Source organism: Gammaproteobacteria bacterium (assembly GCA_028817255.1).
GTDB classification, from domain to species: domain Bacteria; phylum Pseudomonadota; class Gammaproteobacteria; order Porifericomitales; family Porifericomitaceae; genus Porifericomes; species Porifericomes azotivorans.
Map to the genome: position 1 here is coordinate 1 of JAPPQA010000113.1, position 6,713 is coordinate 6,713.

Annotated in this window: 5 protein-coding genes; 1 reads left to right on the plus strand and 4 read right to left on the minus strand. The window is 67.1% G+C overall.

What is annotated here, in order from left to right; genetic code table 11:
• The first annotated feature begins 269 nt into the window (after positions 1-269).
• Positions 270-554, plus strand: coding sequence for an HNH endonuclease (locus tag OXU43_05125; GenBank protein ID MDD9824533.1), 285 nt, complete (start codon positions 270-272; stop codon positions 552-554).
• A gap of 156 nt (positions 555-710) precedes the next feature.
• Here the strand turns inward: OXU43_05125 and cysE are convergent, their stop codons facing one another.
• From cysE to OXU43_05145, 4 genes are all read right to left on the minus strand, one after another.
• On the minus strand, positions 711-1,487 hold the full coding sequence (gene cysE / locus OXU43_05130) for a serine O-acetyltransferase (GenBank protein MDD9824534.1): 777 nt from the start codon (positions 1,485-1,487) through the stop codon (positions 711-713).
• Positions 1,480-4,302, minus strand: coding sequence for a valine--tRNA ligase (locus OXU43_05135; GenBank protein MDD9824535.1), 2,823 nt, complete (start codon positions 4,300-4,302; stop codon positions 1,480-1,482). Before OXU43_05135 ends, cysE begins: the two co-directional genes overlap by 8 nt.
• Positions 4,303-4,413: 111 nt before the next feature.
• Positions 4,414-4,869: a hypothetical protein gene (locus tag OXU43_05140; GenBank protein MDD9824536.1), complete on the minus strand. Its 456-nt coding sequence runs from the start codon at positions 4,867-4,869 to the stop codon at positions 4,414-4,416.
• Between the two features lie 95 nt (positions 4,870-4,964).
• On the minus strand, positions 4,965-6,476 hold the full coding sequence (locus OXU43_05145) for a leucyl aminopeptidase (GenBank protein ID MDD9824537.1): 1,512 nt from the start codon (positions 6,474-6,476) through the stop codon (positions 4,965-4,967).
• Positions 6,477-6,713 lie beyond the last annotated feature (237 nt).

Below are 6,713 nucleotides of genomic sequence, written 5' to 3' on the forward strand. Positions count from 1 at the left end.
CGTTCCTTAGAGGCCGCGTCGGGAAAAAGACTAGCGCTTACCAGATACAGAAAGCAGCGGGAGGGAGCACAGAATGGGGGCGACGGGTGAGGGAGCTTCGCAACGACGAGGGCTGGCCAATCTTAACGCACCATGATGACCGTAGCCTTAAGCCTGGAGAATACCTCCTCGTATCGGAACCGCCAGAGGATAGGCCATATCGTTTTAGCAGGCCTATATCGTCCCGCGTTCGGGCGCTGGTTCTGGAGCGTAATGGCTACACCTGCCAAATGTGCGGGGCGGGCGCCGGGGAACCGGACGAGCGCAAACCGGGGCGCAAGGTGCTTTTGCATATAGGGCACATCATAGACCGCAGTCACGGCGGAGACGATTCGCCGGGCAACCTGCGGGCGTTGTGCAGCACCTGCAATCAAGGGGCAAAGAACCTCGCGCAAGAGCCGCCGACTTGGACATATTTGCTCGCGCAAATCAGACGGGCGACGATCAAGGATCAGAAAAAGACTTTGCGATGGCTTCGCCGCAAATTCGAGGGCGCCGATAAAACCGACGCTTGAAAACTTGAAGCGGGCTGTTGAGCAAGCGTTATTGCGGCCTTTTCGGTTTTCATATAGTCCTATCTGGGGCGCCCGCGCCGAATGTCCTGATTCAACGGCGATTGCTTGGGGGCGATTGCTCGGGGTCGCGGGAAGGTTCTTGTCCCGGTTGCCTCCCTACCCCTCCCCTTCGTTCTCCTTTTTGCCAGGGGAGCCACTGCGCCCCCCGCCCTTCTTCTCCCCGCGCTCCAGCCTTTCCCGCAGGCGGCGCAGCTCCGCGTCCATGCTCCGCACACGATCCAGCAGCGAACTCAAGTCGTCCGCCACCGGGTCGGACAGGTCGGCGCTGCTGGCGTAGGCGTCGAAGCCCGGTTTTTGCTCCCCGGTCTCCTGAGTCTCCCGGGCTTTCCGGGCCTCCGCCGCCCGCGCCGCCGCCGCATCCTTGCCGGGCAGCTGATGGCCGGGCACGCCTACCACCGTCGCCTCGGCAGGCACGTCGCGGATGACCACGGCATTGGAACCGATCTTGGCGCCGGCGCCCACCGTAATGGGGCCCAGGATCTTGGCGCCGGCGCCTACGACGACCCGGTCCTGCAGGGTGGGGTGTCGCTTGCCCTTCTTCCAGGTGGTGCCGCCCAGCGTGACGCCGTGGTAGATGGAGCAGTCGTCGCCGATCTCGGAGGTCTCTCCGATCACGATGCCCATGCCGTGGTCAATGAAAAAGCGGCGCCCGATGCGGGCGGCGGGATGGATCTCGACGCCGGTGAGCACGCGGCCGAAGTGCGCCAGGCAGCGGGCCGGCCAGCGCAGCCGCCGCCGCCACAGCAGATGGTTGATGCGGTGCAGCCATACCGCTTGCAGGCCGGGGGTGACGGTCAGCACTTCCCAGGTGGTGCGCGCCGCCGGGTCGCGCTCGAACACGGTGCGCACGTCTTCGCACAGGCGCTCAAACATTCCGTTCTCCAGGGGCGCTCCGTCGTTCGGGGGCATCGTCTCCCTCCAGGGCGGCGATGCGGTCCCGCTGCTCTTTCAGTTTGCCGAGCGCGGCGGCCAGTTCCCGGAATTTGCGGCGCTCTTTGTCCACCACTTGTTCCGGCGCCCGCTCCAGGAACTCGGAGTTGGCCAGCTTGCGTTCCACCTGGCGGTAATCCCGGGTGCTGCGCTCGATGCTGCGATGCAGCCGCTTGAGTTCCGTGCCCCGGTCCAGCAGGCCGCTCAGGGGCACCAGCAACATAGTGTCGCCGACCAGGGCGGTGGCGTGGTCGGCCGCTGCGCCGGCGGCCGGGGCCAGCCGCTCGATCTTCGCCAGTCCGCGCAGCAGGGCGTCGTGCCGCCGCACCCAGTCGCGTTCTTCGTCGTTGCCGCCGCGCAGGAAGACGGGCATCTCCCGCGACGGCGGCAGGTTGTTCTCCGCTCGGATCTGCCGCGCGGACGCCACGAAGGACATCAGCCAGTCCATTTCGCGCACGGCTTGCGGGTCGCGCGCAAAATCTTCGGCGGCCGGGGTCGGCTGTAACATGATGCTTGCCTCCTGGCGGCCGGTTTCCCGGCGGCCGGCGAGAGGCGCCGTGCGCTGCCACAGTTCCTCGGTGATAAAAGGGATCAGCGGGTGGACCAAGCGTAGAAATGCCTCCAGCACCGAGACCAGGGTGTGCCGGATGCCGCGCCGGGCCGCGTCGTCCGCCCCCGCCCCGGCCAGGCCGATCTTGGATATCTCCAGGTACCAGTCGCAGTACCGGTCCCAGAAGAATTCGTGTACGCACTGCGCCATCAGGTCGAAGCGGTACGCCTCGGCGGCGCGGGCGACCTGCAGGATGGCGTCGTGCAGCAGGGTGCGCAACCAGCGCTCCGGGACGCCGGCGGCGGCCGCGTCTTCCGGCGCCACCGGTTCCGGTACGGTGGCCAGCACGTAGCGGGAGGCGTTCCAGAGTTTGTTGCAGAAGTTGCGGTAGCCCTGGATGCGCCCGATGTCGAAGCGGATGTCGCGCCCCTGCGTCGCCAGCGAGGCGAAGGTGAAGCGCAGCGAGTCGGTGCCGTAGGCGGCGATGCCGTCGGGGAACTGCTTGCGGGTGGCGCGTTCGATAGCAGGGGCCTCGTCGGGGCGCAGCAGGTCGCTGGCGCGCTTGCCGACCAGCGCTTCCAGGCCGATGCCGTCAATCAGGTCCAGGGGGTCGAGAATGTTGCCGCGCGATTTCGACATCTTGCGGCCTTCGGCATCTTTTACCAGGCCGTGGATATAGACCTCGCGGAACGGCACGTCGCCGGCGAACTTGAGCCCCATCATGATCATGCGCGCCACCCAGAAAAAGATAATGTCGAAGCCGGTCACCAGGATGCTGCCGGGGTAAAAAGACGCCAGCTCCCGGGTTTTATCGGGCCACCCCAGCGTGGAGAGCGGCCACAGCGCGGAGGAGAACCAGGTATCCAGCACGTCCGGGTCCTGGCGCAGAACCGCGGACGGGGGCAGCCCGGCCTGTTGGCGGATCTCCGCTTCGTCGTGGCCGACATGGATCTCTCCCCGTTCGTCGTACCAGGCGGGGATGCGGTGTCCCCACCAGAGTTGCCGGCTGATGCACCAGTCCTGGATATTGCGCATCCATTCGTAGTAGGTCTTGGTCCAGTTTTCCGGGACGAAGCGGACCTTGCCTTCTTCCACGGCGCGGATGGCGGGGGCCGCGAGGGGGTCGGCCCGGACGAACCACTGGTCGGTGAGATAAGGCTCGACGACGGCATGGGAGCGGTCGCCGCGGGGGACGGTGAACCGGTGCGGGACCTTGTCCTGCAGCAGGCCCTGCGCCTGCAGGTCTTGCACGACCCGTTCGCGGGCCTGGTAGCGGTCCAGGCCGCGGTACGGCGGCGGCGCGTTGTCGTTTATGCTGGCGTCGGCATGGAATATGTTGACCGCCGGCAGGCCGTGGCGGATGCCGAGCCGGTAATCGTTGAAGTCGTGCGCCGGGGTGATCTTCACGCAGCCGGTGCCGAACTCGGGGTCTATGCCCTCGTCGGCGATCACGGGGATGCGGCGCCCGGCCAGGGGCAGCGTGACGCTGCGCCCGACGAATCCGCGGTAACGCTCGTCCTCGGGATGCACGGCCAGCGCGGTGTCGCCCAGCAGCGTCTCGGGGCGCGTCGTGGCGACGGTCAGATAACGCCCCGAGTCGTCGGCGAATGGGTAGCGGATATGCCACATGTGCCCGCTTTCTTCCGAGGGGATCACCTCGAGATCGGAGATCGCCGTGCGCAACACCGGGTCCCAGTTAACCAGCCGCTGGCCGCGGTAAATCAGCCCCTCCCGGTACAATCGGATGAACACCTCGCGCACCGCCCGGGACATGTCCTGGTCCAGAGTGAACCGTTCCCGCGACCAGTCCATCGAAACGCCCAGGCGGCGCATTTGCCGCGTGATCGTGTTGCCCGAACTCTCCTTCCATTGCCACATCTCGCGCAGGAATGCCTCGCGGCCCATTTCGCGCCGGTTTTTGCCGCGGGCGCGCAGTTGGTTCTCGACCACCAGCTGCGTGGCGATCCCGGCATGATCTGTGCCGCACTGCCAGAGGGTGCGGTCTCCCGCCATGCGGCGGCGGCGGATCAGGATATCAATCAAGGTGTGCTGAAAGGCGTGTCCCATGTGCAGGCTTCCCGTGACGTTGGGCGGCGGCAGCATGATGCAGTAGCTGGCGCCGGCGCCGCGGGGAGCGAAGTGGCCGCCCTGTTCCCAGCGCTTTGCCCAGCGCTCCTCGATCAGGGACGGTTGGTATGCCTTGTCCATGGTTGCGCGCCCGCGTGTTCGCCCCCGTTCGGTCACGCGGCGGGCGTTGTACGGGCGGCGCGCGCCAGGCGGCGGATTGGCTCGGTCATTCGCGGCGGGCGGCGGGCGCGGCTATTTCGGTTCTTCCCGCGCCGTGCCGTCCGCCGGGGCAGGGCTGGGGGGGAGCGTTTTGTCGGAGTCCCGCTCCTGGGGCTCCGAGCGGTTCCGGGTGATGATCAGGAACTGCTCCCGCAACTCCCGCATGAAGTTGATCCGCACCACCGTGGCCAGCGAGGCGATTTGCTGTTCCATTTTATGCGCCAGGTTCTGCATCAGCGTTTGCAACTGCGCGTCGTCGAGAGTGGACAGGGGCAGGGGCGGCATTTCCGGCTCTTCTTCTTTCTCTTCGCCGGTCTCCGGGTCCGCTATCTCCAGCACGTCCTCGAGCACCGGGATGGCCGGGGCGATCTCTTTGCCGCTTGCCTGCGGCTGTGCCGCCGCCGCTTCCGTTCGCTCCCCTGGCGCCGCCGGCTTTTGCGGCCTTTTTCTCGGCTTCCTGCGCGCCGCCTCCTGTCGTTCCGCGGTCACGGCAACCGCTGCCCCATGGACGTCATGGCGGGCGCCAGGGCGAAGCCGCGGGATGCCGTTTGCGACATGATTGCGGGTGCCGGCCGCCGCCTCGTTCAGGAACAGCGCGCCAGCAGGTACTGCGTCAGCAACGGCACGGGGCGCCCGGTGGCCTTCTTCTCTTTGCCGCCGAGCCAGGCGGTCCCGGCGATGTCCAGGTGCGCCCAGCGGAACTTCTTGGCAAAGCGGGACAGGAAACAGGCGGCCGTGATGGTGCCCGCCTCCCGGCCTCCGATATTCCCCATATCCGCGAAACTGCTGTGCAGCTGTTCCTGGTACTCGTCCCAGAGGGGCAGCTGCCAGGCGCGGTCTTCGATGGCCTCCCCGGCGGCGAGCAACTCGCGGGCCAGCGGGTTATGATTGCTCAACAGGCCGGTGGCGTGTTTCCCCAGCGCGATGACGCAGGCGCCGGTCAGGGTGGCGAGGTCAATCACCGTGTCGGGCCGGAAGCGCTCGCTGTAGGTCAGGGCGTCGCAGAGAATGAGGCGCCCCTCGGCGTCCGTGTTGAGAATCTCGACGGTCTGCCCGGACATGCTGGCGACGATGTCCCCTGGCCGGGAAGCGTTGCCGCCCGGCATATTCTCGGTGGCCGGGACCACCCCCACCACCCGCAACGGCAGTTGCAATTCGGCGGCGGCGGCAATCGTGCCCAGCACGCCGGCGGCGCCGCACATGTCGAATTTCATCTCGTCCATAGCGGCTGCCGGCTTGAGGGAAATGCCCCCGGTGTCGAAGGTCACTCCCTTGCCGACCAGCACGATGGGGCGCTCCCGGCGGTCGGGCGCGCCCTCGTATTCGACCAGGATCAGACGCGGCGGCTGGTGGCTGCCCCGGGCTACCGCCAGCAGCGCGTTCATGCCGAGTCTCTTGAGCGCCTCCGGCCCCAGGGATTTCACCTTGATGTTCTTGAAGTCTTTCTGTAACCGCCCGGCCTGTTGGGCCAGGTAGATCGGCGTGCAGATATTGGCGGGCTGGTTGGCGAGGTCCTTGGCGAAGGACATGCCGCGGGCGACGGCGCCGCCCTCGCGGATGCCGCGTTCGGCCCCCCGCCGCGCCACGCGCCCGGAGACGACCAGCGTCATGTTGCGTGTCGCCCGCCGTGCCCCGGAACGCCCCGCCGGCGGGCGGCGCCGGAAGCGGTCGAAGCGGTAGCCGGCTTCTTCGGCGGCCAGCACCGTCTGGCACGCCTTCCAGCGCGCATCGGCATCTTCCACCTCCAGCAGGGGGAGGCCGTTGCGTATATTCGCGCCGCCGATGTCCTGCAAGGCGGCGGCCGCCGCCCGCGAGACGCGGCGGAACTCCCGGCGGGACATGCGCTCCTGTTGCCCGCACCGCACCAGCAGTACGCGCTCCGCCCGGATGCCGGGCACCTCGTGAGTCAGCGCGGTCGAACCGATCCTTTCCGGCAGGTCGCCGGACTCCCGGGCCAGCCAGCGGATCCAACCGCCGCTTTTGTCGTCTGCCCGGGCGGCGGCGGCGTATAACTCGCGCCTGCCGCCGGGTACGCCGAGGACCAGGCAACCGGTGCGCTGCCCCTCCGGGGCGGTGGTGCTGATATCGTATTTCATGGCGAGGCCGTACTCTCCCTGGAATTGTCCGCGATCAAAAGGATTCGCATTATACTCCGCCCGGGGGCCGGCGCTACAGTTGCTGGAGGCGCCTCCAAGCCGTTACGCAATCGAGAGGAAGAAAAGCGGCTCCCTCTTATCCGCCATGGACTCCCGCTTTCCAGTCTGTGTAAAGACCCTGCGGGCATCCAGCGAATAAAGCCCACTCCGCCATTTATATGTTGCTTTCCGTCATTC

Bases quoted from the DNA above. Each gene is read 5' to 3' on its own strand.
- OXU43_05125 (MDD9824533.1), top strand. From the start codon at position 270: ATGTGCGGGGCGGGCGCCGGGGAACCGGACGAGCGCAAACCGGGGCGC.
- cysE (MDD9824534.1), bottom strand. From the start codon at position 1,487: ATGTTTGAGCGCCTGTGCGAAGACGTGCGCACCGTGTTCGAGCGCGAC.
- OXU43_05135 (MDD9824535.1), bottom strand. From the start codon at position 4,302: ATGGACAAGGCATACCAACCGTCCCTGATCGAGGAGCGCTGGGCAAAG.
- OXU43_05145 (MDD9824537.1), bottom strand. From the start codon at position 6,476: ATGAAATACGATATCAGCACCACCGCCCCGGAGGGGCAGCGCACCGGT.